At 66.0% G+C, this 24,660-nt stretch carries 17 protein-coding genes, 1 tRNA gene and 1 pseudogene; 10 read left to right on the top strand and 9 right to left on the bottom strand.

Features of this window, described 5'->3' with window-relative positions; all coding sequences use genetic code 11:
* The first annotated feature begins 165 nt into the window (after positions 1 to 165).
* Positions 166 to 3,060, top strand: coding sequence for an NACHT domain-containing protein (locus H5965_RS30760; RefSeq protein ID WP_310974142.1), 2,895 nt, complete (start codon positions 166 to 168; stop codon positions 3,058 to 3,060).
* A 537-nt stretch (positions 3,061 to 3,597) separates the two neighbouring features.
* Here H5965_RS30760 and H5965_RS30755 read toward each other — a convergent pair.
* Genes H5965_RS30755 through H5965_RS30745 form a run of 3 tightly spaced genes read right to left on the bottom strand, consistent with a single transcriptional unit; the run spans position 3,598 to position 8,124 of the window.
* The gene (locus H5965_RS30755) at positions 3,598 to 4,533 is read right to left on the bottom strand and encodes a bifunctional lytic transglycosylase/C40 family peptidase (RefSeq protein WP_310974140.1); all 936 of its coding nucleotides are present in this window, start codon (positions 4,531 to 4,533) and stop codon (positions 3,598 to 3,600) included.
* Positions 4,530 to 5,564 carry a replication-relaxation family protein gene (locus H5965_RS30750; RefSeq protein ID WP_310974139.1) on the bottom strand — a complete coding sequence of 345 codons (1,035 nt, stop codon included), beginning with the start codon at positions 5,562 to 5,564 and terminating at the stop codon, positions 4,530 to 4,532. Before H5965_RS30750 ends, H5965_RS30755 begins: the two co-directional genes overlap by 4 nt.
* A 16-nt stretch (positions 5,565 to 5,580) precedes the next feature.
* Complete coding sequence (locus H5965_RS30745; RefSeq protein WP_396136960.1) at positions 5,581 to 8,124, bottom strand: type IV secretory system conjugative DNA transfer family protein; 2,544 nt, start codon at positions 8,122 to 8,124, stop codon at positions 5,581 to 5,583.
* Positions 8,125 to 8,853: 729 nt separating this feature from the next.
* Here H5965_RS30745 and H5965_RS30740 point away from each other — a divergent pair.
* Positions 8,854 to 9,147, top strand: coding sequence for a hypothetical protein (locus tag H5965_RS30740; RefSeq protein ID WP_310974137.1), 294 nt, complete (start codon positions 8,854 to 8,856; stop codon positions 9,145 to 9,147).
* Between the two features lie 60 nt (positions 9,148 to 9,207).
* Here H5965_RS30740 and H5965_RS30735 read toward each other — a convergent pair whose 3' ends face one another.
* From H5965_RS30735 to H5965_RS30715, 5 genes are all read right to left on the bottom strand, one after another.
* Entirely contained in the window at positions 9,208 to 11,040 is a 1,833-nt protein-coding gene (locus H5965_RS30735) for a helicase HerA domain-containing protein (protein ID WP_310974135.1), read from the bottom strand.
* A complete protein-coding gene (locus tag H5965_RS30730; protein ID WP_310974134.1) occupies positions 11,037 to 12,176 on the bottom strand; it encodes a PrgI family protein in 1,140 nt (379 codons plus the stop codon). The genes H5965_RS30735 and H5965_RS30730 overlap by 4 nt, the downstream gene beginning before the upstream one ends.
* Positions 12,173 to 14,113 carry a hypothetical protein gene (locus H5965_RS30725; RefSeq protein WP_310974133.1) on the bottom strand — a complete coding sequence of 647 codons (1,941 nt, stop codon included), beginning with the start codon at positions 14,111 to 14,113 and terminating at the stop codon, positions 12,173 to 12,175. The genes H5965_RS30730 and H5965_RS30725 overlap by 4 nt, the downstream gene beginning before the upstream one ends.
* Before the next feature lie 3 nt (positions 14,114 to 14,116).
* Positions 14,117 to 14,365, bottom strand: a complete 249-nt coding sequence (locus H5965_RS30720; RefSeq protein ID WP_328458865.1) for a pilin — start codon at positions 14,363 to 14,365, stop codon at positions 14,117 to 14,119.
* A 203-nt stretch (positions 14,366 to 14,568) separates the two neighbouring features.
* Positions 14,569 to 15,591 (bottom strand): hypothetical protein, encoded by a 1,023-nt coding sequence (locus H5965_RS30715; RefSeq protein WP_310974131.1) that lies wholly within the window; start codon positions 15,589 to 15,591, stop codon positions 14,569 to 14,571.
* 293 nt (positions 15,592 to 15,884) lie between these two features.
* On the opposite strand from H5965_RS30715, the gene H5965_RS30710 reads away from it, so the two are divergent.
* The 5 genes and pseudogenes from H5965_RS30710 to H5965_RS46235 form a co-directional block, all read left to right on the top strand.
* Positions 15,885 to 16,841, top strand: a complete 957-nt coding sequence (locus H5965_RS30710; RefSeq protein WP_310974130.1) for a hypothetical protein — start codon at positions 15,885 to 15,887, stop codon at positions 16,839 to 16,841.
* A complete protein-coding gene (locus tag H5965_RS30705) occupies positions 16,834 to 17,739 on the top strand; it encodes a DNA methyltransferase (protein WP_310974128.1) in 906 nt (301 codons plus the stop codon). The genes H5965_RS30710 and H5965_RS30705 overlap by 8 nt, the downstream gene beginning before the upstream one ends.
* Positions 17,721 to 18,359: a recombinase family protein gene (locus H5965_RS30700; protein ID WP_310974127.1), complete on the top strand. Its 639-nt coding sequence runs from the start codon at positions 17,721 to 17,723 to the stop codon at positions 18,357 to 18,359. Before H5965_RS30705 ends, H5965_RS30700 begins: the two co-directional genes overlap by 19 nt.
* A complete protein-coding gene (locus H5965_RS46240; RefSeq protein WP_396136959.1) occupies positions 18,260 to 18,880 on the top strand; it encodes an XF1762 family protein in 621 nt (206 codons plus the stop codon). Before H5965_RS30700 ends, H5965_RS46240 begins: the two co-directional genes overlap by 100 nt.
* A gap of 298 nt (positions 18,881 to 19,178) precedes the next feature.
* A pseudogene (locus tag H5965_RS46235) lies at positions 19,179 to 20,228 on the top strand (recombinase family protein); the annotation flags it as partial.
* 712 nt (positions 20,229 to 20,940) lie between these two features.
* Here the strand turns inward: H5965_RS46235 and H5965_RS30690 are convergent.
* A tRNA-Arg gene (locus tag H5965_RS30690) sits at positions 20,941 to 21,013 on the bottom strand.
* A 216-nt stretch (positions 21,014 to 21,229) separates the two neighbouring features.
* On the opposite strand from H5965_RS30690, the gene H5965_RS30685 reads away from it, so the two are divergent.
* The 3 genes from H5965_RS30685 to H5965_RS30675 all read left to right on the top strand — a co-directional run bounded on the left by H5965_RS30685 (position 21,230) and on the right by H5965_RS30675 (position 24,634).
* The gene (locus H5965_RS30685) at positions 21,230 to 23,191 is read left to right on the top strand and encodes a hypothetical protein (RefSeq protein ID WP_310974123.1); all 1,962 of its coding nucleotides are present in this window, start codon (positions 21,230 to 21,232) and stop codon (positions 23,189 to 23,191) included.
* A gap of 180 nt (positions 23,192 to 23,371) precedes the next feature.
* Positions 23,372 to 24,025 carry a response regulator transcription factor gene (locus H5965_RS30680; RefSeq protein WP_003087851.1) on the top strand — a complete coding sequence of 218 codons (654 nt, stop codon included), beginning with the start codon at positions 23,372 to 23,374 and terminating at the stop codon, positions 24,023 to 24,025.
* Positions 24,026 to 24,634 carry a TRIC cation channel family protein gene (locus tag H5965_RS30675; RefSeq protein WP_310974120.1) on the top strand — a complete coding sequence of 203 codons (609 nt, stop codon included), beginning with the start codon at positions 24,026 to 24,028 and terminating at the stop codon, positions 24,632 to 24,634.
* Positions 24,635 to 24,660: the final 26 nt, after the last annotated feature.

Here is a 24,660-nt window from a genome sequence, read left to right as displayed (position 1 = left end):
GGGCGGCGGTCGCGCTGTGCATCCACTATCGAAAAGAACTATCTCAAACCCTTCGCGGTTCGATGCTCGAATCTAGCATTGCATGTACGAGTCGGTTTCTGTAACAACCCGTCCTGTTCTAGCGATGTTCTTGACAACGTTACCAACTCGATTGGACCGACAGGCATGCCTGAGCCGACGCTGACATCGATTGCCGTCCAGGCGGCGGTCAAAGCGGTAGCAGGAAGTGCTGTGACCGCCAGTACGCCAGCCGTCAGAAAACTCCTGAAGAAGGTTCGCAGGGATCCTGCAATAGTAAAGCGATTCACGGCTTGGCGAGAAGTCCAGATTGATCAGAATCAAATGAACAAGATCTCTGATTTTCTTGAAAGTCGAGAAGGTCAGGGGTTGCTTGAGATGCTTTCTTTTACCGAGTACAGTCGCTCAGAATACTGGGAGGACGAGCAGGCAAAGCTTCGTCAAGCCTTTTACGCCGAGTTAAGTGGAAGACTAACTCTTGCTGATGATGTCTTACGCAAGTTACTTGGCGACTTATGGACGCTGATACACGATTCAATAAGACTCGAAGTCGCCAATCTGAGAGGAGGAGGTGGTATAAGTAGCTCGTCTAGCTTCTACGTTGCGTCATTGCTCAACTCCAGACTTTTCCCAGACGAAAGAATGCTACAAAGGGCTGTAGACAGTCGATCAACTATATCAACACGACAAGCCGACGTCTTGAGTGCGCGAAAGGTAACTTCTGAGGCTCGAAATGAGACCCGTAAAATATACGAGACCTTGCAGATGCCGCATTCACGCGAAAATTTTCGCGTCCCTATTGGTCAACTATATGTTCATAGAAACCTCCGTCCAACGTATACGAACTCCAGAATAAGCGAACTGGCAGCCGTGGGAGACGCGGACGGCGTGCCAGATCATCAGATTCACAACGTCGAGAGGCGAGTTGTAATACTGGGAAATCCCGGCGCCGGCAAAAGTACTTATGTTAGGTACTTGACTTACTGGCTCAGTGCCGCCGACGCGAGAAATAATAGCAGTGTGCCATTCTTAGTTGAATTAAAGACTTACGGAAAAAATTCAGACAGCGTCATCGACATGATTTGTCGACGGCTCAGTAAGATGCTTCACCGTGACATTGAAGCAAAGATTATTGGCAATATTTTGACACTCGGGCTCGCCACGGTAATATTTGATGGAATTGACGAGGTTGGCGACTTGCTTGAGCGACGTGAGGCCGCGCAGTCGATCGAAGGTTTCTCGAGACGGTTTCCTCTCGTGAGGATTCTCGTTACCGCTCGCCGCGAAGGTTACGTAAGTGCGCCACTTGATCGAGATTTATTTGCCACCTACATTCTACCTGATTTCAACAATGCTCAAATTCACACGTATATTTACCGATGGTTCGGTCTTGTTTCGGCCCTTGGAGAGCTGGATAGTAAAGAGCGGTCAGCCGCCTTTCTGCGAGAAAGTGCACATCTTGAGGATTTGAGATCAAATCCTTTGATGCTTTCATTGCTATGCCTGCTTTATGAGTACGAGGGTTGGATTCCAGAGAATAGACTTCAGGTCTATGAAGAATGCGCAAATCTCTTATTTGTCAGATGGGACCGAGTTAGAAGAGTTGAACTAAGGGAGACGACCCTCAGTTCCCGGGAAGTGTGGTTTTTATTTCAAGAAATAGCATATTGGTTCTTCGTCGCACGTAGGACTGATGTGCCACCGACAGAATCTTCAATCAAGAAAGTCATCGAGCAGTACGTAGTGCGCCAATCGGAAGGAATGCGAGATGAAAGAGTTTCGATTGAAGCTGTGGAATTTCTTAATTTTTGCGCGGGGCGCGCATGGTTGCTATCGCAGGTAGGAAGCACGTCCCGAGGGGAGAAGTTATTCGACTTTACGCATCGCACCTTCATGGAGTATTTTGCGGCATGTTACATTACTCGCCAGAGTGAAGATCTAGAGGATGCCGCACAGCGCGTCTGGACTGTAATTCGAGAAGGAAAAAGCTACGTTGTTGCTCAGATCGTAATACAGCAATGTGAACTCCATCGGCACGACGGATTAAATAGGATCCTCGAGCGTCTTGTTGAGATCGGAGCGAAAGAAGCCGGACTTCTCTATAAGTTCCTGCTCGATCTCCTGCATTACGTAAAGCCTGGTGCGCAGACAATAAAGCATATATTACTCGAGGCTATTCGACATATAACAATTCGGCGCGACAACTCGACCGCTACCGAACTTGCCAGGATTCCTATTGCAGTCGCACCAGTCCTACAAAGCGTGTGCCACGAACAGATTGTAGACGGGAATAATGTCGACGAAAGCCTTGAGAATGGAGCTATTATAGGTGGCATTGGGCTACTGGTGGCAAGTAAGATCCCGTTAGGAATTGGTGAGAACCTCTATCTTTGGCAATCTGATGGGAGTCTTTCGCCGGGCTATCTGACAGAACTCAGAAAAATCGGAGCGTCGCACCCCTTTGTAATATATCAACTACACAAGCAAGAGATTATTTCCCTCTCTCGATATGCTGAGGCGCTCGGCAGGCATGCGTTGACGGAACTCTCATTTACGAACCGCATGGGCGAGCCGAGCACGCGATGCCTGCTTTACGAAACACTCATTGAGTCCGCCTCGCGTCGAAGATCCGACAAGATTGTGTGGATTCTTGATCAAATTGCCAGTTTTCCGGATTCCCTAATTCCAATGTCGCATATGGTGGCAAAGAAGCTTTTGGCGATAATGGGCAATCCAGACGGGCAACGCCGAGTGCTGGAGATATATAGCGGCGTCGAATCCGGTGGACGCAAGTCATTCGAGGTAGGCTTAGGGTATCCTGTCCTGTTGCTCGCTGTCTCCTGTGCGGCATTTGAAATTGATGAAGATTGGTTGGCGCCGCTGTCGGCCTTCCCCGCAATTTCACCCCCGCCGCGCTCGAATATCTCAAGGGTAAGCCTTGGTGCGAATATTTTCATGCTAGGCAACAGTCTTAGGATAAACACGCGGTGGCGAGTGTTGCTATCTGAATGGCAGCACTCGAAAACCTCATTCATCAGATGATCGACGAAGACTGCGCGCAGGTAGCCGCAAATCCCGCCGTACGGAGATGAAGATGACGCATTGGCCTTGTCATTCCGTGCGGTGTCAAAGGCCGAGAGAACCAGCGGCAGGTCCGGCTCGGCGAGGTTGTTCACGTCAACCTGGAATCCGCCCGTGCGCGCGGACCACGCCAGCGAACCAGTCCGCGGCCGCAGGACCGAACCCTCCTTTCCGACGCTACGGACGTCACCGCGACTGGATGCGGCTTCTGACATGGGTTCCTTCGTGACGTAGCGAGTCTGGTACTCGAGCCGTAGTGTGGACGTCTGGCACATGGATCTGGGCTCGGCGCCGTGAGTCTGCCTCTGCGGAATACCCCGCGACCTGCGCGAACACGTCATCGAACCCGGCCTGCCAACGGGTAAGACGATCATCAACTGCAGTCCATGACGCGGCCACCGCGTCCTCTTCGAGATCCAACACCCCCTGAAGCCGATCACCCGTTGTCCGCCGTCGTGATCACGACACGCCGCCAGACGACACACTGCGGCTGCTGTACTAAGTGGCCGGTCGCGAAGCTGTCAGGTAGTCGTCCCCATGCCAGCGGTACTGGCTGACCTGGACCGGCTTGCCGAAGGTCGGGGCGTGCACCATCTTCCCGGCCCCGATGTACAGGCCGACGTGGTGGACGTTGCCGTGGGTGCCGTAGAAGACCAGGTCGCCGGGGAGTAGCGGTTGGCCGCCCGGCACCAGCGGGCCGGCGGCGTACTGGGTCCGGGCCGTCCGCGGCAGGGCGACGTCGGCAGCCGCGTAGGCCGCCTTGGTCAGGCCCGAGCAGTCGAAGCCGCTGTCGCCGTTCAACGGTCCGTTGCCGCCCCAGAGGTACGGCAGCCCGAGCTGGCCGCAGGCGAAGTTGATCGCGGTGGCGGTGGCAGGGTTCGGTGCCTGGATATTGTCGCAACGGCCGGTGCCGACCGCGGCCTTGCTGTACCTCTCTGCTTGGTCGAGGACGTCGTTGACGTACCAATCCGCGTGGTTGTAGGCGAACAGTGCCTTGCGGATGTCGCCGGGCGCGCCGGACTCGCACAGGTAGTACGCCGCCGCGTAGATCGCGTCGCGCTTGTCCCATGGCGACGGCGGGGTCTTGCCGCCCGGCGGTAGTGGATGCCGGGCGACGACGCCGTCGAACGTGGACTGGAGGAACTGCATCGGCCCGCGAGCGCCGAACGAGTTCTCGGTTCCCTCCGCGATACCGATCAGCTTGCTGCGGCCGTGGTCGCTCTCGACCTTGCCGATCGCCGCGAGGATCGACCAGTCCAAGCTGGGACACGCGGAAGCTGCCGCCCGATAGAGGGCGAGGTAGTCGCCGGGGATGTCGGCGATGGCCTCCTGGCTCGGCTCGGTGCTGCTGCCGAACACGGCCTTCACGACGCCTTGCCCGATACCGCCGATGAGGATGATGACGACCACGACCGCGGTGTAGGCGAACTTCATGGGCGCCTCAGGAAGCGGCTGGAGGGCGAGGCGGGTGGGAACGGATCCGGAGCGGTCAGGGCCGCTGGACCCTGCTGGGCAGGGACCGGGCCTGACGCCGGCACGTCGCCGGGCAGATCAGGTTGGGGCCAGAGCTGGGCGAGTTCGACGAGCCGCAACCGGCCGGGATGACGCGTTGCCGATCCGGCGATCGGCAGCCATCGGGCAGCGGCGGGGTCGCTGGCTGCGTCCGCGGCGGTGGTGGCCAGCGGCACGAGCTTGGGCCGGTCGAGCTGGGACAGGCAGTCGGCGAGCGCTCGGCGGGCGGACGTCTCGCGCCGATGGGTGGGCAGCCAGATGAGGACCGGGGTGGTGATGCCTGTCGCGGCGGCGAGCTTCTCGTAGCCGTAGAGCTTGCGGCTGAGCTTGCCGAGGTCTTCGGTGCCGAAGTCGAACTCGAGGAAGAACTCGAGCTGGTGGTCGTCTTCGCGCCACCGGCCGTAGGCGTCGGGACGCACCATGTCGCCGAACAGGCGTCCGCACCGCAGCTCGGACCACCACGCCGTCAGCGACCTTCGAGCCCCGGGACGTCGGCCCAGCGCGACCAGGGTGGTGAAGAAGCCGTTGACGCCGACCGTGTGGGCCAGGCGCAGGGAGTGCGCGATCCCGATCGCGTCTTCGTGCCGGTAGCCGATCGACTTCGGATCGAGCCCGTCTTCGTAGGCGAGGGCGACCGCGCCGGCGATGTCGAGCACGTAGTGCATCGGGGCGGTGCCGGTCGTGACGAACGGCTGGAACCGGTCGACGACCCGCCACTTGAACAGGTCAAGTAGCCGGTGGTTGGCCGCGCGCATGCTCGGGTAGCAGAGCTCGACGATCTGCTGGGTCGTGAAGACCTTGTGCTCGTAGAGCATCCGGGCCAGCCACCGGTCGCGGTGGGTCAGCCGCCCGGCGAGCTGGGCGTGGTGCTCGCCGGTGGTGGCTGCTCGCGGCGTGGGGCGCTGGGGCATGTGCCCGCGCAACGCCCGCTGAGGAGTGGGGTTCGAAATCATCGGAGTACCTCCGGTTTTAGGCGGCGCGGCGGGGATCGGCGGTGGGCGCTGCGGCTCCGGGTGTGATGGGCTCGATCTCGGCGACTGGTGGCCGAGTGTTGATTCGGGCTGCTTTGCGGATCGCCCTGGCACGGCCGGGGACCGCGGGCCGCAGCTTTTCGGTTGCTGCGGTGAACGGCGGTGCTTCCTCGCCGCCGAGGACCAGGCGGGCGGCGACGTGGAAGGCGCTTAGGTTGGACAGGTCGTGATCGTTCAGCCGCGGCATGGTGTGGCGTGCCAGCCGCTTCGCGTCCTCAGGGGACGCGTTGAAGAAGATCTTCGACCGGGCGTTCGTGCTGATGCCCTCTTCGAGTTCCTTCGGGAGCTGGCCGAGATACTGGTGGGCCAGAGTCATCGACAGGCGATATCCGCGAGCCTCGGCGAGCATGTCTTCCAGCGGGTACGCCAGGTTCAGGAAGTTGTGGCACTCGTCGACGTAGAGCCCGCAGTCGCGCCGCTGACGCTGCGGGACGCGGGCCCGGCGGGTGGCGGCTTGCCAGGTGCGGGCGACGACGATCGAGCCGACCAGCCGCGCCGTTTCCATTCCCAGCGCGTCGCGGGCGATGCGCACCAGGCAGATGCCGCCAGTGTTGAGCACTTCGTCCATGTCCACCGTGGATTCCCCGCCGGCGATCGCGGCGCGGACGAACGGGCGCAGCAGGAAGCCGCGGACCTTGTTCATCAATGGCGCGATGACCTGCGCCCGGCTCGCTTCGGACAGGGCGTCGTACCAGGACCAGAACCCGCGCAGCACGTCATCGTCGATCTGGTCGCAGGCCCGTTGCCGGAACGCCGGGACCGTGAGGAGCTTGGGCAGGTCGAGCAGCGTCGGCGTGCCGGGCATCGCGGTCAGGGTGAGCAGGCCGGCGCGCAGGATGTCATCGGTGCGCGGGCCCCATGAGGAGGCGTAGATCCGGGAGAAGATGCTGACGAGGTTGTCGACCGCGCGGGCCTTGTCCACGCCCTCCAGCGGATTGAGCACCGGCGGCCGGGTGCGGGAGTCGGCGTCGAAGAGCACGACCTTCTCGCCGAGCTCCTCGGGGATGCGCATCAGCAGGTCCGACACGAGGTCGCCCTTAGGGTCGACGACCACCACGCCGCGGCCGGCCTCGGCGTCGTCGAGGATCAAGCGGGCCATCAGCTCCGACTTGCCGGAGCCGGTCGCGCCGAGGATGTGCAGGTGATGACGAGCGTCCGCGACATGCAGGCCGACCGGCCGGGCGTTCCCCGAGTCCGACAAGCCGAGCGGCTTGATCAAGTTGCCAGCCGTGGCGATGCCGGGCGGCGGCGGTACGGCCTTCGCGCCGGCGCGCTGGAGACCGGGCGTGGCTTCGTCGATCGGCAGGTGCGCGAGCGCGGCTAGCTCCGGGATCGACAGCAGGTCGCCCTTGCCGAAACGGCGTTCCGCCAGCACCTGGACCGGGGCCCGGCGGAGACGGACCCGACGGAAGTAATTGTGCTCGGAGAAGGCGGCGAACGCCGAGGCGATCGCGTGGCCGCGTCCCCGCAGCACCTCCCGGACCGCTTGGACCTCGGCGGTCGTCGCGTGCTCGGGGACCGTGGTGGCGACTGCGTATCGGATGCGGGTCTCGAACTGGTTGTGCCGCAGCTTTTCCACGACGGCGCGGTCCTGCGCGGCGAACTCCAGGCTTGTTTGCCGATCCAGCCCCGGCGTCCGCGCGCTGGACGACGGCTTCGCGGTCTTGCCTGGCGTGACGATGTCCAGGAGCCGGCCGACCATGTTGACTGAGCTGCCCGCGTGCACCCGCCTTGCCGCGCGCCGTGCCTTGGTCACGCGGTGCCCGGCGACGGGACGGGCGAGGAATTGCACGCAGGCCCGCTCGTGGGGCCCGAGCCCGACCGGGGCGCCGAGCAGGGCCCGGATCGGGTCTGCGGGGTGCTCGGTTCGGATCGGGAGTGCTTCCGAGCGAGCCAGCCGAAGCTCACCGCCGACCGCTTCGATCCGCCGGCCCGCCGGCGCGGCCGTGGGGATCGGGGGCTTGGCTGGCGTCGTTCGGGTGTGCGCGCCGGGCCAGGCCGCCTCGATGGCGCGCTCGACCATGCCCGGCGGCACCAGGCCAGGCACCCACAAGCGGATTTGCACGCCATCGTCGGTGAACGTCAACTCGAAAGCCAGGTGAGGTTGCCCGCCGAAGCGCCGACGCCAGGCTGGTCGCAGCAGGCCGACCAGGTTGGACCACACGGTGATCGCGCCGGATGGGTCGACGGTCGGCGGCGCCAACACCGTGATCAACCGGGCGTCGGTGACCAGGCTCTCGTGGTAGCGGCGGCGCCATCGATGTCGCGCAATTGCGGTGGCAGTAAAAGTGCCTGCGAGCGCCGATCCGACGATCGGGCCTGATATCAGCACAACATGGCAGATATACGCTATCAGACGTTGGCTGATGCCGAGTGGGTCGCGAAAATAGCTGTCAATCGCGGTGGCAAGGAAGTCGGTGGTCAAGCGGACGCGTAAATCAAGGGAGATTGATAAGAGTGGGCTGGCCGTTGTGGAAGGCATGAGTCTCCTCGATGGCGAAGCCGGTGATGGAAACTGGCGATTAGACGTACGGCGAAAGAACCTCCAGACGAACACTTGATAGGACCGCGAGTTCGCGAGGCCCCCGACGGTGCGCTGCAAGACCTCTGCGGCGCGGTCGTGCGCGAGTCATCAAGGTTCGCTGCATGTGCACCGATCGGAGGCAAACTCCATTGCATCGACCGCGCTGGGCTATCCGTTAGCAACTGGCCGTGTACTAGCCCGATCGTGTTACAGCAAACCCACTGAGTGACTGTTCGTTTGAGGTAGATACCCGTTCGATCGCTCCGCAACGGTGGTTCATCAGGTATACCTAGAGCTCGCAAGGGCAGACCTCAAGGTTCACCTAATCAGGCGGCCTGGCGGGTTGTCGTCACTCTAAGTGTCGTTGCGGCTGTCTCGTAGCGGCAGCTGGTGCGTCCTGGATGACGTCATGGTCGGCTCGCAGCTAGGAGGTAAGTGTGGCCAACTGTTGGGTTGGGGCCTGTGGGTGGAACCTCGAACATGGCGAGGCTTCTGTTGTTGGGACGTGCTGTCCGCCGCTGTCCGGCCTCGATGCTGAAATCGACGTTCACGTGGCGGTTGGATGGCAATGGGGCTGTTATGGATAGGAGCGCGCCTGTTGACGCTGCGCGTGCTGCGACGTCACCCTCGAATGAGAGTCTGGGTTCTGTTGGTCCAGTATGGTCCGCGCCATCTATGTCGCCTCCAGTGTCCAAGCTAGACTTTCTTGATCGCGTGATGTCAGATATCAATAGAACCAACAATGCGCGCGAATTGATGAAGTCAGGCGCCAAGGCTATCGGCTACATCGCGTTCAGCGTGGGTGTTGTTCTTGCGATTATTATAAGTGTCGCTTCGGTCATGATTCGTTATTCAAGTGTGGGTTTGCTTGCTGGAAGCGTGTTGGTCACTGGTTCTACGACGTGTGTGGCGGGGATTACTTGGATTGGCCGCGCCTACCTGAGGAAGCGTAGGAAACAGCGGTCGGCTGAAGCTGAGTAGTCATGTCTGTGACGCGCAAAGCAAGTAGGACTGTTGTGGCAATCAAGATCGTGATTGGCGCTAGCCATCGAGTTCGACGAAGGCACTTGCAGCCTCCCTCGGCTCGTCTAAGTACTCGGAGAGTTCTGCCGGGTCAGTCGTGACCAGGCGATGCTCAGTCGGCGAAGCGATGGACTGGAACGCCACTCGTTGCGTACCCGTGCTGAGCAGACCTTGGCCGCGGTCTGCGGAGAAGAGGAACTGACGTTCACCCATGGAGAGGTCGAAGGTGCGGGTGATCTCGTCGATCGCTTGGGAGGCTTGCCTCAGGAGGATCTGGGTCGCTGCGTTCGCGACGACAGCCTTGCCCAAGTCCGAGCTCAGGACGTCCGCGGTGTCCTGGGTGGCCACGGTCAACCCGGCCCAGTGCTTCCGGCTGGCCTTGGCCATCCGGAACAAGAACTCCGCACCAGCGGGTTCTTTCATCAGCAGCCACGCCTCATCCACCACGACCAGCCGGGGCTTGCGGATGGCCGGGTTGGAGACCTGCCGCCAGATCGCGTCGAGCGTCAGCAGCGTGCCGATCGACTTGAGCTCGTCGGCGAGATCCCGCAGGGAAAACACCACCAGATGGCCCTCCGGCCGCGTCGTGGTCGGACCGGCGAACAACCCGGAGAACGCGCCCGTGATGTACGGGGCGAGGCGCGCGGCGAGGTCGACTTCGGAGGGGTCGCCAGTCCCGGTGAGAACCTCGGCGAGGTCGGCGAGCAGCGGTGCTGGCCGGGTCCAGGTTCGCGGATCCGACGTGATGCCGGCGCGCTGGTAGGTCGCGGTGATTGCCCGGTCGAGCGCGGCCCGCTCGGTCGCGGCGAGTTCGCTGCCCAGAAGTACCGAGATGACGGTGTGCAGGAACAGGCTGCGCCGGATGAGCGCGTCGCGGGGAGCTGTCCGGCGTCCGTCCGGCCGGGTATGGATCGGCAAGTCCATCGGGTTCAGCCGGACCTGCTCGGCGCCGAGGTGGACGTAAGTGCCCCCGACCGCGGCCGCCAGCCGGGCGTACTCGTCCTCCGGGTCGATGACGTGAATCTCGATGCCGCGGTACAGGCTGCGCAGGAGCTCCAGCTTCACCAGGTACGACTTGCCGGCGCCGGACCGGCCGAGGATTACGCTGTTGTGGTTATCGAGGGCGAACCGGTCGTGGTGGACGAGCCCTTGGCTGCCGACGTTGAAGCCGTAGAGAACGCCGCTCGGGGCACCGACCGAGGTCGGGTCCGGCGGCGGCAGGTCCGGTGACGTGAATGGGAACGCCGCCGACAGCGCGCTGGTGTCGAAAGTGCGGCGCATCCCGACCAGGTCCAGGCCCATCGGCAGGCTGGTGATCCAGCCCTGCAGGCTCCGGTAGGTGGTGGGCTTGCAGTCCAGCAGGAGCGAGGCCGCCAGCGACCGGATCGCGGCGACCTCGTCGCCGAGCGCTTCTTCGGTCGCGGCGTGCACGGTGAGGTAGAGCCCGAGCCGGTAGAGCTTGCCCTCGCCGCGGGCGACTCGCGCGGAGAGGTCGTAGGCGTCCTCGGTGGCTGCTTCGACCTGGGGGTCGATCAGCCGTCCCTTGTCGCTGGTGTGCCGGCGGCCGGACTCCAGCTTCGACAGCTGCTTCTTCAGTCGGTTTGCCGCGGTGACGGGGTCGATCGGCTCGATGTGCAGCGAGACGTCGACTCGTCCGGGATAAGTCAGCAGGGGCTGCAGCCAGCCGGGATGAACCTCGCGCGGGTAGCCGGTGACGGCGAATGACGCGACCCATTCGCCTCCGACTTCGAGCGCTCGGGGACGCACGGAGATGGCGTCCGGGGTGAACGCGCCAGCCTGCCCGACGGGGGCCTGCCTGCTTGCGGCGTCGCGGTGCCTGGTCCTCTTCATCGGCGGTCCCTCCTTGCGGCATCGTCGTAGTCGTCGGGGTCTTCGTCGTCCTCCCACTCGGGCTCGGCAGCGCCGAACGCGTCTTCGGTGGCGAACGCGGTGTCGTTCCAGCTCTCGTCCGGGGCGGTGGTGATGACATCGTCGGAGCCGGCGAGGTCGGAGTTCGGCGGGATCAAGCTGTCGGGGTTGCACGCCGCGGCGAGGACCGCGGTGGCCTGGCCGGCATCCAGCGGGGTGACCACGATCCCGGACGGCGACAGCAGCTCCACTGCCTCGCCCAGCCGACGCACCAACCGCGCTTCAGCGGCGCGTCGAGCGGCGTCGTCGATCGACGCAGCCTGCCTCGCAGCCCTGCGCCGCGCCGACAACGCGGCCAGCGGCGAGGCCCCACCCAGCCCGTCGGTCGGACCGCTGGTTCGCAGTGGCTCTCGCAGGATCAGCAGGACCTGGCGCCGCAGCAGGTCGGTCGCGCGGCCGAGCTGATCGAGGTACTCGGCGTGCTCACGCGCAGCCCGTTCCAGCGCGGGGTGCGGCAGCCCGCCGGCCTGTTCGCGAAGTTCCGCGATCTGCCCCGACAGGTCCAGCCGTTCCGCCCGGACGAGCACTTGGACCGGCGCGGTCAGCGAGTGCAGGTACCGGCCGAAGGAGGTGATGAGGGCCTCCTGCTCGGCAGGCGTGCGCAGCCCGAAGTTGATCGTGGAGCAGACCGCGACCACGGCGGAGCCGTCCTTGCCGAGATCGATGACGCCGGCGTCGGTGATCCCTTCGGCGGGCAGTCGCAGCGCGGCCGGTGAGATCGAGCTCGCGACTTGCCCGGTCCACTCGGGCGCAGGCCGGATCCCTTCCGGCGCGGCAACCCGGTGCTGCGGACTCATCCGCTGGTGCAGCGCCGCCAGGACGAGCCGGTCGAGGGGGATGCCGTCGCGCTGACCCAGCGCGAGGAACGCGGCGGTCACGCCGAGCGGGATGGCGACCACGAGGAACACAGCCAGCGGGACGAACGCGCGGGTGATCGTGTACGTCCCGTACAGCACGATCCCGGTGACGGTCAGGATCAGCAGCTGTCGCGCGGTGAGCGGACCGATCACCCGGTCTTCGCGGTCGACATCGGCAGGAATCCGGACGGGCTGGCTCATTTCGCTTCACCTCCTGGAGCTGGCTTCGGCGCGCGGAACATCGGCGGCGGAACGGACTGGGTACGGCGATGGGCGTCACCGAGACGGGGCTCCGGCGTCGCCTGCCGGAACACCGGCGCAGCAGGTGCGGAGGCCGGTTTGGCCGGGAGCGGTTGTGGTGCGGGCGGCCTTGCCGGTCGGAACTGCAGCTGCGGTGGGACCGAAGCCGCACGGACCGGCGGTGAGACTGGGCCGCGTCGACGCGAGCCGTTGGCGGCTTGAAACTGCGGTGGCATTGGCGGCCGTGGTCCACGCCGTGGCGTGGGTTTGGCGGACGATGGTGCGGAACTGAATTCGGGCATGGTCGGTCCCTGGTTCGCCGGGATCACGGCGGGGTCGTGGGTGCTGTCTTGGGGCGAGGGCTGCAGGAAATGCGGCGCCTGCGAGGGCAACGTCGGCCGCTGAGCTGCGCGGGCACGCTCGGCGTCGTGGGCCGCCTTGAGCCGCCGGTTGACCGCTTCGGGGTTGGGCGCGAAACGCGGCTGTGCCGGCCACGGTGGATCGGCCGCCGCGCCGCCGCCGCGACCGGCGTTCTTCGTCGCACCGGCGGCGCCGGCCTTGCCGAACGCACCGGTCTTGCCGGCGACCATGCCGAAGGTTTTCGCCGCGATGTACGCGCGAGCCAACCCGCCGAGGAAGGAACGGCCGGAGCCGACCTTGACGGCCTTCAGCATCCAGAACGGGATCTTGAACAGGACGAAGAACAGAGCGATCGCGGCGATCAGCGTGCCTAGCGCGGAGAGCGTCGAGCCGAACAGGTGCACGCCGCCGGACAGGAACGTGCGTACCGCGGTGATCAGCACCAGCGCCTGGGCGAACTGAACCCCTGTCGTCACGGTGATCGCCTTCCACCACCAGTGCGCCAGCGGCTCGGTGTGGGGCAGCCCGTGGCACATCAAGAAGAACGGCGCGCTGATGATCAGCACGAGGGTGATGACGATCCGGACGACGTAGACGACCAAGAGACCGAGGCCGAGCACCACCAGCACGAGCGCGACCAAGATGATGAAGAGCCCGCCGGTCTGGACGCCTTGAACGGCCTCCTGCAAGGTGTTGCCCAGCGAAGGCGCGTTGACTCCGTCTCCGAGGACACCCAAGGTCAGGCCGTTGGCCAGCCGAATGAGCTTGTCGGCGAAGAACAGCGAGAGCGCCGAGGCGATGAATGCGATCGGGATGCGCGGCCCGATCTCCTTGATCGAGTAACGCGTCTGGACCGTCTCGTGGCCCATCAGCAGAATGCCGCCGAGCAAGATGAGCAGTCCGTAGGCGGCAACCACGATCTCCCAGGAGCTGTTCCAGAGCTCGCCGATGCCGGGCAGGTCGCTGATCGTCGGCGTGGACAGCGCGGTGTGGCCGATCAGCTCGAGGATCGGATCCAGCGCGTCGTCGACGACACTGCGGAACGCCGAGTTGATGGACTCGGTGATGCACGCGCCGACGTCGGTGATGCCGCAGTCCGAGTCGCCGTCGCCGCTGCCGGTGCCCGGCTGCTGCGGGTTCGTGCTCGGCGCCGGCGGAGTCGGCTGCGGGATGCAGTCCTCGCCCGTGCACGGCTTGCTCGGCGTTGTGGTCGGCGTCGGCGAGGTGCAGCCGAGCTGGCCGGGGAAGCTGCACGGCGTGGGCGTGGGCAGCGCGGTCGGAGGAGGCAGCGGCGGGTCCGCAGGCGGCTGCCGTGGCGCGGTCGGCGAGGCCCACGCGTTGACGGCGAGGATGCCGGCCAGGAGCACGACGGTCAGCACCAGTAGCCAGCCCGCGCGCCGGCGCCGCCCTCGGATGGAGACCTGCTGGCCGGCGTCGCTGATGGGGGCGAGCATCGGTCGATCCGCCGCGGCAGCGGTCTCGGACGGGTTGCCGGACCGGCGGTACGGGCGAACCGTGGGCAGGGTGCTGACGGCCATCGGTCAGGCCCCCACGATCCCTTTGAGGATCTCCACGACCAGGGGCGCGAGCGCCGCCAAGCCGTAGCCCCACCCCGCGGACTTGAAAGCCGTCTTGGCCTTCTCGACCTCGCCGGGGTCGCCGCCGCCCATCACGTAGCGGACGCCACCGATGGACAGGAACACCGTGGCGAGGCCGGCCAGGATGCCCATGATCCAGTTGCGGACGTTGTTCAGGACGTCGGTGACCGACCCGGCGAGGGCGACGACCATCGTGTCGGCGTGTCCCGCCGACGCCGAGGCCAGCAACGCGATGGCCGACGACTCGACCACCAGCACCACGTGCGACCACCGCCGAAGACGTCCTGGCCTAATGGTCGGAGCATTCGACAGTTTCGAGCTCGTATCCATGGTCCGGTCCGGCGGCTGCATGCTGCCGTCAAGACGAGCACCACGCGGCCCGCTCTCCGCATCGATCAGGCGCATTGGGTCACCTCCGAAGTTCGGGCTGAGCGCGGGTTCGTCCCGCAGCCCTGAACTCCGGAATCCGCGTCCGTTTTGGACACGCGGCGCCGAACTTTCCGCTCCGATTCGCCGTTGGTGTCGGACACGGAAGGTGACAACCGTGGCGTCTCGCGAGCGGGTGTGACGGGGCGTGCCAGGGCCACCGCGGCGGCCACCTGGTCGCTCAGCGGGTCGGCCGGATCGGCCGTGGCCGCGCCCTCGCGCAGGTATTCGGCAAGCCGGCGTTCGGCGCGTTTGCGCGTCTTGTAGGCGGCCCACTCACCGGTTTGGTGCTGCGCGGCCCAGTCCGTCACCGGCATGTTTTCCAGCCGGGTCGCGCCGATGAGCGCGGCCTCGGTCCGGGTCAGGACTCCGTCCGCGACGGCGCGAGCGAGGACGAGATCCGGGTGTCCCCACGGCGCGTGCGGTGGGGTGGATCGGAAGCCCGGTGCGACCGGAGTCGGACCGGCCAACGCTTCGGTCAGCGCGTCGTAGCCGGCCCGGTAGGCGGCCCACCGCAGCCGCAGCATGATCCGCGGCGGCCGGAGGTCGATCGTCGACAACGCGGTCAGGAAGCCGCGCAGCACCTCCGCGTGAACGTCGGCCGGATCGCCGGCGAACCGATGGGACAAGGTGGCCGCTGCCGACGTCAGGGCGGGCAGCGCAACACCCACGGCGGCGACCGTCCAGGTCGCTCCTTCGGTTCGCGAGCGCAACACCAGATGCGCCCACACCGCGTCGCGCGTCGCTTGCGGGCACCTGCGCGCCAGCAGGCGATCGCGGACCTCGTCGAGCGGGACATGCCGGTCCGGGAAGCCGGCGAAGAGCCGGCCGTTCAGCGACACCGGATGCGGTCCCGTCACCAGCCAGGTGAACGTGTTCCGGGCGATGTCCAGAGAGTTCGGGGTGGCCTCGTCGTTACGGCGACGAAAAGCGGATTGAGTTGCCATGTGTCGTGACTCCCACGGCGTCGATGCGAACAACAACGACGCCATGAATCCACGACCGGTACCACGGAAATACCGTGCTATTGCTTGATGCCGACTAGCGGCTGTCCTCACCCTGCTAGAGGCCTACTATTCGGCTCGGCGATCGTCCGAACTGAAGATCGACTAGTTGAATTTGAAAATGATGACTGACCTCTGTTCGTAGTATTCCTCTAGTAGGCGGCGCGGTGTCCTCGTTGAGGTGTCCGTCGATTTCTCGAAGGTGTGTCCAAAATCGGGCCTCCAGCCGGAGTTAAGGGGTGTCAGAACACGCAGCACCCTTCCGTCGGAGGAGATCCACGATGACCCCGGCATACGACAACGAACGTCCAGAGGTTGGCTCGCCGCAGCACGCTCCCGCCGACCCGCCGACCGTCCCGATCCTGCTTCCGCAGCGTCGGCGAGCGCGGCGTCTGCGCACCGTGCGTCGTCCGCGAACGGTCCGGCCGAGCACCGTCTGGACGTGCGCGCAAGACGAGCTCCTCGGAGGCACCGGGCTGCTCGCGAGCTGGTTGCTGACTGCGGTCGTGAAGATCGTCACCGCCTACACGCAGCCGGGCCAGCGGGTGCTCCTGCTCGCGCCTGCGCCTTACCTCGGGTCCTCCACGTCGTCCTCGCCAATCGGCGATCGACACCGGTCCCGGCCCGGTCCGTACGGCGGGCTGCACGAAGCCAGCTGGACGGTGGTCCGACTCGGTCGTCGAGTCCAGACCCAGACCGCCGTCGCGCCCCAGGATCCGATCGGGGAACACCACGGCGACGCGTTGGCCGGGTCCGAGTCCGGCCTCGGACCCGGCTCGGGCGGTCCGACCGGCGTCGGGGTTGTTGCGCCGCCTGCGAGCGATCGGTCCGGACCGGACACGACCGCGACCGGCGTCGAACCGGACCGCTACGACCTCATCATCACCGCGTCCGGACCGCGGCCCGGCGACTGGTTCCGACCGGCTGATTGGGCCGATGCGCTCAACTCGACCGGCATACTCGCCGTGATCACGCATGGTGATCGTGCGGAGGGTCGGCTCATCGACCCCGCAGGCTCGTTCGTGCGTGCTGCGCAGGGCGCCGGCCTGCGCTACCTCGATCGCATCGCCTTGCTGCGCGCGCCGGTTCGTAACGGGGCGCTCGCTGCCGCGGCACCGCCCGTGCAGCCCGCTGTGCCGCCTGCGCGGCACGCCCGGGTGCACGACGACCTCTTGGTCTTCGCCCGCAAGCCGGTCTCCAAGGTCGCCGTTGCAGGGGAGGAGACCTCCGATGAATGACCAGCTGAAATTACTTCGATCGTCGGTCGACGGGCCGCCTTTTTCGGTCTGGCCGACCGGGCAGCGGAGCCCGCTCGAGCAGCTGCGCGACGCCGGGTGTGTACCCGGTACCGAGATCGACGAGGAGCGGGTTCCCCCTGCCGTCGCCGCGCACGCGATCGCCGTCTACAGCCAACCCGGCGACCTCGTTCTCGATCCTGATTGCGGTGCGGGGACAGTACTGCCCGCGGCGCTGAGCGCCGGCCGGGACGCGCTCGGCTTGACCGGCCGCACCCGGTGGTGGTCCCTTGCCCGCGCCAACGTCACCGCCGCCAAGACCGCGGGGGCGTGGCGCGACGGCTCGGTCTTCGATGCCCGTCCGAAGGTCCTCGCGACTGCCCGAGCCGCTGGCTTGATCGGGCGAGTCGGACTCGTGCTGACCGCCCTTCGAATGGAACCGGAGACCGCGAACGGTCCAAACCGCGACCCGGTCGAGTCCGCGCTCGCTGACGTCGCCGCGACGATGTTCTACAGCGAATCGCTGCTGCGCTCAGGCGGCCACTTCGTCATCGTTGCAAGGCCGCGCCGGCGCCCGGACAGCACGTTGGCCGACTTGACCACCCCGCTCATCGCCGCCGCGACCATGGCCGGGCTGGCGCCGGTCGAGCGGTGCGTTGCCCTGACCGCCGGACTGCGCGGCAGCCGGCTGGTCACCCGCGCCTCGCTCTCTCCCCGTCGGACTGCTGCCCGAGCCCGTGCCGCCGGCGCGCCGACCGCGCTCCCGGCGCACCACGAGGTGCTCGTCTTCGGACTCGCCCACGATGTCGAACTTGCCGCCGCGGCGGCAAGCGGCGTTCCCCGGCCGACCCGGCCCGAAGTCAACGACGCCGTCCATGCGGGATGGAGGCGAGCGGCATGACAATCCGCTTCTCCTGCTGCGAGCACACCGGCACGCCGGTGGCTGAGACCCGTCCACAGCGGTGGTCCCGGCTGTGGGTAAACCTGTGGACAAAACGACCTGGCGTCGCCGCGGAGGGCCGGGACGCGCTCGCTCGGCACCACGCCGAAACAACCCGCCGCGCCCGCGAGGCGATGATCGAAATCGTCCGTGCCGGTTACCAGATCGGGCCCCCGCCCTACGGCTACCGCGCGCTGCGCATCCGCGTTACCGATCCCGGCGGATGCAGCAAGCTGCGGGTGGTCCTGGTCCCTGACTGGCAGACCGCCGCGGTCGTGAAGCAGATCTTCGTGTGGCGAGCCGACGACGGCTTGACGTTCGCCGCCATAGCGGCACGCCTCAACGCCGACCTTCGCCAGTACCCGGCGCCGAGCGAGCGGTGGACGGCGAAAGCTGTCCAGCGGATCGTCACCAACGTCAAGTACACGGGGCGCCAGGTCTGGGCTCGCACGGCGGCCGGTCGTCCTGCTCCTGTCGAGCAGTGGGTGACCTCGGCGCCGATGGTCCACGAGCCGCTGGTCGACGAGCGCGTGTTCCGGCGTGCTCAGCACGGGGCAGGGGAGGAACAGCGGTGCGCTTGACAATCGTTCCCCTGACCTTCCGGCAGGCATGCGAATTCATCGACGCCCACCACCGCCACCACCGCCCACCCCGCGGCATGAAGTTCGCGATCGGCGTCGCGCGCGGCGGTGAACTGGTCGGTGTGGCGACCGCCGGTCGTCCAGTCGCGAGGTGTCTCGACGACGGCGTCACACTGGAGGTGACACGAAGCTGCACCGTCGGCGAGCCGAACGCGAACTCGAAGCTCTACGGCGCGGTCTGGCGCGCGGCTCGTGCCATGGGCTACCTGCGCCTCATCAGCTACACGCAGGCGGGAGAAAGCGGTGCAAGCCTGCGGGCTGCTGGCCTGCTTCCCGTGGCGGACCTTCGACCGCGGTCGGGATGGACGACGACGTCCCGCCCGCGCCAGTCCCGAGGGGTCGACGGCGTCCGCCGGACTCGCTGGGAGATCAGCTCGGGCGCGACCGTGCCAGAAGGTTCACCTTGTCGCGCAGCTGCTTCAGCTGGTACAGCTGGCCGAGATCGTCGAAGTCGGCAGTGAACGGCCGCCGGGACGACGTTACCGGACGGCTGGCTCCTGACGAGCCACCGGAGCTGGTGGTTGAAATCAAGACCGTAGACGGAAACGCGGCTCAGCGTCTGGCTGGCGAGCAGGCACGGGTGCTCTGGGAGGTAACGCAGTGGCAGGCCCGGAACAAGTCCGCGCGTGGGCTGGACAGCGCAGCGTAGGACGCGCGCGAAGCGCCTACAGCGAAGCGGCGGGTGGCGGTTCGGCCGGTGTCGCGGCGCGGCCGTCGTTCCTTCGCTTCGCATGGCTCGGACGCGTGTCCACGAAGGACATGCAGGACCCAACCTTGTCCTTGCCACGCCAGCTGGGGAACTCGCAGCGCGCCTTGCCCGAGGATGGCTTGATCGTCGCGCACTTCTATGACGTCGAGTCCGGGCGCATGGACCTTGACGCCCGCGGGAGCGGCCGCGCCCACGAGCAGTTCGAGATCCCCGTCCCGCGTGACGGCGGAATCCAGGACCTTCTCGCCGAAGCTCAGCGGCAGGATCGGCGCTTCGACTACGTCATCTGCGAGTCGATCGAGCGCACTGCCCGGCACATGTACTACGGCACCACCATCGAGCACCGCTTGGAACAGGCCGGAGTGCGCCTGCTGGCCTCCGACGAACCGTTCCAGCTTGGGCTGGTGGACGGACGCAAACCCAAGCGGGCCACTCAACTGCTCACGCGGCGGGTGAAGCAGACCCTGTCCGAGTTCTACGTCGTCGACATGCTGGAGAAGTCGTGGGACGGCTACGCCGTCCACACCGAGGCCGGCTACAACATCGGCAAGCCCTGCTACGGCTACCGCGCCCGGCACGTCCCGCACCCCGTTCCCGCCAAGCGGGCCAAGGGCGCCAAGAAAACTTTCCTCGAAGTCGACTCCGCGCAGGCGCCCGCGGTGCGGAAGGCGTACCACTGGCGGATCACTGAACGCCTTGGCTATCAGGCGATCGCGGACCGGCTCAACCGCGACCCCGCCACCTACCCGCCGCCGGTTCCGGTCGACCCGAAGCGTGCCGTCGGCCACTGGACTTCCTCGAACGTGCGCGACGTCCTTACTAATCCGAAGTACACCGGGCACATGGTGTGGAACGTGCGCGGCCGCAAGTCCCGCGGCAACCAGTTCAATCCTGTCGAGGAGTGGATCTGGTCCGCGCAGCGGGTTCACGAAGCTCTCGTCACGTTGGAGGATTGGCTGCAGGCCCAGGAAATCAGCCGACATCGGTTCGGGTCCCGCAGCACCAGCAACACCAACGTCAAGCATCCCCAGACCAAACGCAGCTACCTGTTGCGCACCTACCTGTTTTGCGGCGGCTGCGGCCGACGCATGAACGGCAAGACTCGTCGTGGGCACGCCTACTACGTGTGTGCGCCGAAGAAGGGTTACGTCCCGGGGGGACACCCGGCCGCGGGCAGCTTCTGGATCCGCGAAGACGCGATCGTCGCCAAGCTCAACGAGTTCCTGTCCGCGCACGTCTTCGGCTCCTACCGTCGCAGCCTGTTGGGCGACACCGCCCGAGAACTCGGTGCCGCCGCGAAGCAAGAGCGGCAGCAGCGCATCGATGCCTTGCGCCGCGAGATCGACGACACCACGCGCATGATCAAGAACCTCGTCCGCAGCTTGGCTCTGTTCGACAGGCCGACCAAGGACCTCGTCGACGAAGTCAACGAGGAACGCGACGGGCTTCACAAACGCAAAGTCCAGCTCGAAGCCCAGCTTGCCGAAGTCGAAGAGGAGAACCAGCAGACGGCCAACCCCGACCTGCTTGATGCCTTGCCAATGGGGGAGGTCCAGGTGGAGGAGCTACCGGAGGACGTCGCTCGGCGGCTGTTCGAAGCCCTCCGGCTCGAACTCCGCTACTGCAAGAGCACCAACCGGGTGAAGTGCACGGTCACCTTGCTCGGGCCGACCGTCGCGGCGGCACGCCAGGCTGCTCACGAAGCGTCCATCTTGCCGTTCGACCGAGACAGGCGGCTCGAACGGCGCAATCGTGAAAACAAGAAAGGGGAGGATGTCATGTCCGACATCTCTCCCGTTCCCATCCTTGGAGTGCCCTCGGCAGGATTCGAACCTGCGACACCCGCTTTAGGAGAGCGGTGCTCTATCCCCTGAGCTACGAGGGCCTGCTTACCTCGGACAGGTTACCCGACAGTCGGCACAGCGGGTGGTGGGGCCTGCGGACGAGCGCCGAGCCCCAGGGCCGATACTGCGAGCGGTGACGACGCGTTACCCATTGTGGTGAACTGAGGCGCGGCGATTGGCAGGGTGAAGTCATCCCGGCACGGCCGGGGTCGGTCTCGGCGCTACCGTGTTCGGCGGTCGACAGGACGGGAGCCGGGGTGCGGACCTATTACGACGAGGATGACCACGAGGGCTACGCAGCGGGGCAAGGTCTGCTGGTCCGGCGCTTCTCCGGCTGGGCGGCCGCACAGGGGTGGGAGGTCGATCCGTATGCCGTCGTGTCGGCGTTGGAGTTCCGGCACACCTCGGTTGACGGGCGGCTCGCTTACTGGACTGCCGCGCTGGTTCGGGACTTCCTCCTCTCCTACGTCCCGCGCACTTTGTCGGCCGAGGCCGGCGACGCCGTGCTCCTTCCCGAGACCTTGCGCCTGTTCCTCCGGTATCTGCACGAGACCGAGCTGGCCGACCCCGCCGGCGACTCGCTCGCCGACCTCGAGGACGCCGTCGGGAAGGCAGCGGCCGAGTTTCCGGCCGCCATGGCCGATGAACGCAACTTCGGTATTGCCAAGTACTGGGTGATGACCGCCATGCGGAACGGGGTCGACCCTGTGGACTCCGAGGCCATGGATGCCTTTCTCGCCGAAGTGCGGGCGGGGCAGCACCCGTACGACGCCGAACTGGTCGCCGGGCTTGCCGGCAGGCACCTCGGTGAGCAGACCGGACGGGCACTTCCGCAACTACCGGTGTCGTTGCCCGCGGAGGCGGAACTCGGCGCTGCCGCGGAGCGCTCTTCGCTCGTGGTCAAGCTGCGGAAGTTCGTCGAGTGGGTGGGTGACGGCCGGGCGCTGACCGGCACCGGTGCCCTGAAGCTCGCCGATGCGCGACAGCTCGTGCCGCTGCTGGACACCGGTGATCGGCTCGAGTGGGAGCTGGGTCGCGAGGTCCAGCGGGTCCGCAGCAGCGCCGATCTGCCGAACCTCGCCATCCTGTTCGAACTCGCGAAGCGCGCGCGGATCGTGCGGGTGGTCAAGGGCAAGCTGGTCCGCGTGGCGAAGGCGGCGCCACTACTCCATGACGCCCTCGCTCTGTGGAGGACGGCGTTCGACGCGCTTCCCGGCCGGGGTCTGCTGGTCAAGGACAGCGGCTGGGGCCCCGACTACGCCCTGTTGCTCGACGACTGTCTCGACTTCGTGCTGCCGGACGTGCTCAACACGATCTACGGCATGCCCGAGCCGATGCCCGTGGTCCGGCTCGCCGAAAGTGTCTGGCTGGCCTGTGTCGAAGGTGTCTGTGTCGATCTCGAACCGTCGATCGAGGCGATCTGGCGAGACGGGCTCATGGGCGAGTTCCGCCGGTTGCTCGTCGTGCTGGCCGGATTCGGGGCGGTCGAGCTGACCACGGGGCCGGCCGATCCGATGTACACCATGGACCTGGTGCCCGAGAACCCCGAACTGACGCCCGAAGCGCAAGACCGCTTGCGGGCCGCTCTCGGTGCGCCGTCGCTCGAGCTGGTCGCTCTCACTCCGTTGGGAACCTGGGCGATCCGGGAACGGCTGCTGCGAGAAGGCCGGGTCGCGCCACTGGTGGGTGAACTCGCCGGCGCCTCTCCCGCTGCCATGCTGGGCGGGGTCTCGGAGCACTTCAGTGAAGACTGGGCCGGAGCGGAGATCGACGGCTGGCTGGCCGCGCACGGTGGCCGGGACACGGGGCTGCCGATGCTGCTGGACGCCGTCCGCAGGTGCCCGTTCCGCACGCGGGCGTCCGTCATGCTTCAGATCCTGGTCGATTCCCTGCCGGACGGCGACGCGGTGCTGCGCGGTCTGCGCACCGACCCGGCATTGGGTCCGATTGCGACGCAGTTGCTGGTCGAGCGTGGAGACCTGGCTCTCGAAGACCTTGATGCCCGCGAGGGGCTGCTCGGCATCACCGAACAGTTCCTCGTTCTCTTGGAGACGGCCGGGCCGGAAGCGACGGCTTCGACGCTTGTCGAGGTGCCCGCCGACGAACGTGCGCACTTGGCGGAAGCGATCACCACTTCGGGTCATCCGGACGGGGTGGGGATCGCCGAACTGGCCGAAGTGTTCGAGGAGGTCGCCCGACTCTCGTCGTCACCCAGGTGAGTGGTTCTCACGGGCAGCCGACAGGCCCGATACACCCAGCCGGACGGCGGACCCGACCTGACCTGGACGGACCAGTGCCTCACCTGGTCGTGTCTGGTTTCGAACTGCTGAACAACAGTAGGTAACCTTCGTTAACGGGATGCGGGGAGCCGCCTCCACCGGCTGTTGCGGAGGGCTTCGTTGATCAAGCTCATGTTCGCCGACGACGAGGAACTGGTGCGCTCGGGGTTGCGCGCGATGATGTCCGGGGCCCAGGACATCGAGATCGTGGGCGAGGCGAGCGACGGCAGATCCGCGGTGGAGGTCGCCCGGCGGTACCACCCCGATGTGGCCCTGCTCGACATCAAGATGCGGGCCCCGGACGACGGCATTCGTGCACTCCGGGCCATCCTCGCCCTCCCCGATCCACCCACCGTGGCCATGCTGACCACCTTCGACATCGACGAGTACGTCAGTCTCGCTCTGCGGCTCGGCGCCAACGGCTTCCTCCTCAAGGACATCGATCCCGCGGCGCTGCTCAGGGCGGTCCGGGACCTTGCGCGCGGGGGCGCCGTGCTGGATCCGGGCGTGGCCGCGCGGATGGTTCAGTCGCACCGGGACGAACAACGCGCCGCTCAGCCCGCCCGGAAGCTGCTCGCGTCGCTGTCCGAACGGGAACGCGAGGTCGTCGCGCTCATCGGGCAAGGCCTCTCCAACGCCGAGATCGGGGGCCGGCTGCACCTCTCGGAGGCCACCGTCAAGGGGTACGTCTCCGCCGTGCTCTCCAAGATCGGGGCCGCGAACCGGGTGCAGGCCGCTCTGCTGGCCTACCGCGGTGGGCTGCTCGACCAATAGATGCTGCTCACGGCGCTGGAGTTCGTCGGGCTCGTCGCCTTCGCCGCGTCCGGGGCGCTCGCCGCGGTGCGGGCGCGGCTCGATGTCTTCGGCGTCGTCGTGGTCGGGCTCACCACCGCTCTCGGCGGCGGAGTCATCCGGGACGTCCTGCTCGGCATCCACCCGCCCACGACGCTGCGGAACTGGCCCTACCTCGCCGTCTGCGCCGGGACCGCGCTGGTCGTCTTCGTGTTCCACCCGCAGGTCGCGCGGCTGCGGCGGGGCGTTCTCCTGGCCGACGCGCTCGGGCTCGGCGTCTTCGCCACCGCCGGGACGACCATCGCGCTCAACGCCGGCGCCACCGTCTACGCCGCGTGTCTGATCGGGATGACGACCGGCATCGGCGGCGGGGCCGTGCGGGATCTGCTGCTCCGGGAAATCCCGCTCGTCCTGCGGAAGGAGATCTACGCCGTGGCCGCGCTGGCCGGCTCGGCTCTCGTCGCCGTCGGTCACGCTGTGCGACTGCCCGGCGGCCCGGTGACCGTCGTCGCGGCCGCCGTCGTGGTTTCCCTCCGGATGGTCGCGCTCTGGCGGCACTGGAACGCGCCGGTCGCGCGGGGTCCCGAGTGAGAAATCCTTTGTGAGTTCTGCGTGTG

Origin of the sequence: Amycolatopsis sp. 505 (assembly GCF_031625235.1) — a bacterium.
Lineage (GTDB): Bacteria > Actinomycetota > Actinomycetes > Mycobacteriales > Pseudonocardiaceae > Amycolatopsis.
This window is presented reverse-complemented; position numbering and strand designations above follow the sequence as displayed.

Excerpts from the sequence above, each read along its gene's own strand:
- H5965_RS30720 (WP_328458865.1), bottom strand. The coding sequence starts at position 14,365 with ATGGTCGTCGCCCTCGCCGGGTCGGTCACCGACGTCCTGAACAACGTC.
- H5965_RS30715 (WP_310974131.1), bottom strand. The coding sequence starts at position 15,591 with ATGGCGTCGTTGTTGTTCGCATCGACGCCGTGGGAGTCACGACACATG.
- H5965_RS30675 (WP_310974120.1), top strand. The coding sequence starts at position 24,026 with ATGCTGCTCACGGCGCTGGAGTTCGTCGGGCTCGTCGCCTTCGCCGCG.
- H5965_RS30710 (WP_310974130.1), top strand. The coding sequence starts at position 15,885 with ATGACCCCGGCATACGACAACGAACGTCCAGAGGTTGGCTCGCCGCAG.
- H5965_RS30755 (WP_310974140.1), bottom strand. The coding sequence starts at position 4,533 with ATGAAGTTCGCCTACACCGCGGTCGTGGTCGTCATCATCCTCATCGGC.
- H5965_RS30725 (WP_310974133.1), bottom strand. The coding sequence starts at position 14,113 with ATGGCCGTCAGCACCCTGCCCACGGTTCGCCCGTACCGCCGGTCCGGC.
- H5965_RS30745 (WP_396136960.1), bottom strand. The coding sequence starts at position 8,124 with ATGCCTTCCACAACGGCCAGCCCACTCTTATCAATCTCCCTTGATTTA.
- H5965_RS30705 (WP_310974128.1), top strand. The coding sequence starts at position 16,834 with ATGAATGACCAGCTGAAATTACTTCGATCGTCGGTCGACGGGCCGCCT.
- H5965_RS30760 (WP_310974142.1), top strand. The coding sequence starts at position 166 with ATGCCTGAGCCGACGCTGACATCGATTGCCGTCCAGGCGGCGGTCAAA.
- H5965_RS30750 (WP_310974139.1), bottom strand. The coding sequence starts at position 5,564 with ATGATTTCGAACCCCACTCCTCAGCGGGCGTTGCGCGGGCACATGCCC.
- H5965_RS30730 (WP_310974134.1), bottom strand. The coding sequence starts at position 12,176 with ATGAGCCAGCCCGTCCGGATTCCTGCCGATGTCGACCGCGAAGACCGG.
- H5965_RS30735 (WP_310974135.1), bottom strand. The coding sequence starts at position 11,040 with ATGAAGAGGACCAGGCACCGCGACGCCGCAAGCAGGCAGGCCCCCGTC.
- H5965_RS30700 (WP_310974127.1), top strand. The coding sequence starts at position 17,721 with ATGGAGGCGAGCGGCATGACAATCCGCTTCTCCTGCTGCGAGCACACC.